Source organism: Meridianimarinicoccus zhengii, assembly GCF_003254465.1.
In the GTDB taxonomy this organism is placed as follows: domain Bacteria; phylum Pseudomonadota; class Alphaproteobacteria; order Rhodobacterales; family Rhodobacteraceae; genus Meridianimarinicoccus; species Meridianimarinicoccus zhengii.
The window spans coordinates 1-517 of record NZ_QDFI01000218.1; the positions used below are offsets into that span (position 1 = coordinate 1).

General features: G+C 54.7%; 1 pseudogene. It reads right to left on the reverse strand.

The window, feature by feature from the left end:
• Positions 1 to 266, reverse strand: a pseudogene (locus DDE13_RS23525) (hypothetical protein); the annotation flags it as partial.
• Positions 267 to 517: the final 251 nt, after the last annotated feature.

A 517-nucleotide genomic window follows, 5' to 3' on the forward strand; every position in this document is an offset into this window, starting at 1 on the left:
GGCTGAAAACTGTCGCGGCAATCGTCAGAGCGGCCAGCCAGAAGTTTGTTCAGCCTGAACTCTTTAGTTATAACCCGCTGCGGCAGAAAGCGCGGGTGCAGGCCCCACGGGTTTGATGTGGCTGGGTTATAGCCCGGCGGTGTAATCTGTGCATCCCAAGCCGCCTTTTCCGCTTCAGTGGGCCAGGTGTCAGCGAGGAGCGGACTCGAGATAGACGCCGAGAACAATGCGGCAGTCGTCTGGATGAAGTGTCGTCTTGTCAGCATATAGATTGCTCCGTTCACGCATTGGACGGCAAACCGAACCTTACCCCGAACGCAGTGTTGTTCGCCCGGGAAAGAGTGAGGCGTTATTGGCAACTTGCTCCATGGTGCCGTTCTATGTCGGTGGCTTAACTCCTAAAGCTACTAGAGGTTCAAGAGAAATTTTGATGCCAGACGATCTCGGTAATACTTCGTTCAGGCTGAACAACCTTCTGGCCTGTCGTTCTGGAGCCTGCCGAGGGAGATTTGAGTGC